Here is a 2,682-nt window from a genome sequence, read left to right as displayed (position 1 = left end):
GGACCGGCCGCGTTGCCCGAGGCCCCAGAAACGCGCTGATGCTGTCGAGTCATAAACCATTCCCTGAACGTCAGAGGGTGTCTCCGAACCCAGAATGCGAAGGGTGTATTCCTCCTGCTTCTGCAGGATGCCAGCCGTGGTCCGGCCAGTTCTTACATCTGCGTACACACCTCTTTAGCCTGCGTGCACTGATGTGCCCCGCCCTCCGTGGAGTCACTAACGAGAAGAGGTCGGTGTGCCACGCAGGAAGGGCTACCCGCCGGAGTTCCGCCGCAAGGTGTTGGATCTGGTCGAGGCCGGACGTCCGGTCCGGTAGGTCGCCCGTGATTCAGGGATCAGCGATCAGTGCGGCCGCCAGCATTCAGAACCCAGGACGTGAGGGTCACGCGCCCGTGTCACGCGGCGTCATGGCAGGCCCGTCACGGCCGTCATAGAGCGCTGACCTGTAACCCCCTGCCCCCGCGCGTGACACCGCCCGGCCGTCATACGTGATCGACAACTCGGCGGCGGGCGGCCCCCATGATCATTTCGGTAATGCGATAGGTGTGAGGGCCGGACGCGGGGGCGTGGTCCTGGTGGACGTCGACGAGGTGGCTGAGGGGGCGTACGTCTGGGAGTTCACGCAAGCCGATGACGTGACGTACAGGTCCGACTTGCAGTGGCTTTAGGGCAGAACAAGTTATGCGTTATGTCGGACTTACAGTCCTGGCGCTCGCGGTGAGCGGGGCCGCCGGCGACCGTAGCTCGTCCCGCCCTCTCCGTCCCCGGTCTCCGCGTACTTTCAGGACCCGGGGCGGGACGACCGGACCGGCAAGACCGGCCCCTGCGTCCCCGCTCTCCGCGCCCCGCACGGCCGGAAGTGGGAACCACTACTACATCTTCCTACCGGCCGTCCGGCCGCTCCGGACCGTCCCCGCACTTGGCACATCGGGCCCCGGGGCGACCGCCGCGGAAAGCTCCCGGGACTGCCGCCGGCCCCACCGCAGCACGACAATCAGTGGCACGGCGGCGGCCAGCACGAACCCGCCGGTGAGCTGGGCGCGGTTCGCCGAGATCTGCAACCCGTCCTTACCGGCCAGCGGGGCGAAGGTCACCGCCGCCAGCGCCAGGACTGCGACCACTGCCGCCAGTGCCGCCAGCCATGGCCACCAGGCCCTGCCGTTGCGCATGGTCGCGATCCTGGTCCCACAAGACGCCTACTAACAGCCGAAGTCCACTACTGGCCCGTGCGTGGTGCGCGCTGCTCCCTGCCGCACGTCACGCCGCGGCAGGCAGTAGGGGATCATCGCTTGGTGCTTTTCACTGCACTAACTCTTGATCACCTGGCCGAGGCCCGGGGTCGTTCAGGAGGGCGGTGTAGTCGACTCGGCCTCGAAGGTCCGCAGGAAGGGGCCGACGAGTGACCGCTCCGGGGCCCTTGGTGAGTTCGGCCCAGCTCGCACTCGTGGCCTCTGCGTAGGTGTCCTCGTTGTAGCGAGCCCGGCTTGCAAAGCCCGTGACCATCCCGTGAGCAGGCAGGCATGCTGCGTGTGCTGACCGCCGATCGTCTCGCTCCGCCCGGGGAGATCCTGCGCCGGCTGAACGACGCGATGGAGACGCTGGCGCCCGAAGTGACGGCGACGTGTGCCCTGGCCCGCGTCGAGGAGGCCGGGCCCGGCCGGTGGCGGCTCAACTATGCGGTGGCCGGGTACCCGCCGCCGCTCCTGATGACCGCCGGCGGCAGCTGTCGGCGTACAACTCCCGCTGCGGAGGCGAGTACACGTAGACGTACACAGGCCGAGGACGGTTAGCCGGTGGCGGTGATGCACTCGCACGCCGATCCCTGGACCAGGTGTGCGACGGCCATCTGGCCGACCTGCCCATCACCGACACCGATGACATCGCCATGATCGCCGTCCGAACATCCGACACCCACTCGCGGCGTCGGGAGTCACCCGCAAGAGCGGATGCGACGGGGCGGGGGTAGTGTCGAGCCAGGCTCCGGCGCGGTGTCGACCGTCACGCTCACCCAGCGCACGGGGGCATGTGCCCGAGCGCGGCGAGCCAGCCGCCCCAGGAGGCGATCCAGGTGTCGGCGTCGCTGCGGTCGGCCAGCCAGGTCGAGGCGGGGACGACGCGGAGGGTGGCGGTCAGCAGGCCGGCGCGGCGGTCCCACACGATTCCGTACCGGCCGCCGTAGCCGTCCTCGGCACTGAGCAGCGTCAGCGGCGCGAGAACGCCCGGGAGCTGGAACGCGCGGGGGTGGTCGATGACGACGCCGGCCCGGTAGCGGGTGTGGCCGCGCCACACGCCCCAACGCCAGCGGCACCGCGCCAGAACGACGCGCGCCAGCGGCACGCCACCGACCCGGACCAGGCTCAGCGCCACCGATGAATCGCGCCTACAAGTGGGAACGCGGTGAGCAGGGACGAGATCAGACTCATCGATGCTCGTCGCTGACCAGGCGCCGGATCTCAGCGAGGGCCTGGTGCGCCTTGCCCGGCAGGGCGACCTTCGACGGTCCTTGACGAGCCGAAGCATCCGCACATACGGGACGCGCACCACGCCACCGACCCGCGCTGTCAGCAGTCCGTAGCGGGCCGTTGCGTCCCGCGACTCCGGTCCACCGTCGCTGACGATCGCCAGCACGGCCACGCGCTCGCCCCACTCGTGCACCGCGCCGCTGCGGCCCGGCGCCGTCCA

Annotated in this window: 3 protein-coding genes; 1 reads left to right on the top strand and 2 read right to left on the bottom strand. The window is 69.6% G+C overall.

The annotated features are described in order from the left end of the window. Positions 1 to 872: 872 nt before the first annotated feature. Positions 873 to 1,169 (bottom strand): hypothetical protein, encoded by a 297-nt coding sequence (locus AB0C69_RS40920; RefSeq protein WP_360361999.1) that lies wholly within the window; start codon positions 1,167 to 1,169, stop codon positions 873 to 875. Positions 1,170 to 1,520: 351 nt separating this feature from the next. Here AB0C69_RS40920 and AB0C69_RS40915 point away from each other — a divergent pair, with 351 nt between their 5' ends. Continuing rightward, on the top strand, positions 1,521 to 1,790 hold the full coding sequence (locus AB0C69_RS40915) for a SpoIIE family protein phosphatase (RefSeq protein ID WP_360361996.1): 270 nt from the start codon (positions 1,521 to 1,523) through the stop codon (positions 1,788 to 1,790). 214 nt (positions 1,791 to 2,004) lie between these two features. Here the strand turns inward: AB0C69_RS40915 and AB0C69_RS40910 are convergent, their stop codons facing one another. After that, positions 2,005 to 2,367, bottom strand: a complete 363-nt coding sequence (locus AB0C69_RS40910; protein ID WP_360361993.1) for an SCO6880 family protein — start codon at positions 2,365 to 2,367, stop codon at positions 2,005 to 2,007. Between the last annotated feature and the right edge of the window lie 315 nt (positions 2,368 to 2,682).

It is taken from the genome of Actinomadura sp. NPDC048032, from assembly GCF_040653175.1.
GTDB lineage: Bacteria > Actinomycetota > Actinomycetes > Streptosporangiales > Streptosporangiaceae > Spirillospora > Spirillospora verrucosospora.
The sequence above is the reverse complement of the archived record's forward strand: the minus strand, read 5'-3'. Positions and strand labels throughout refer to the sequence as shown.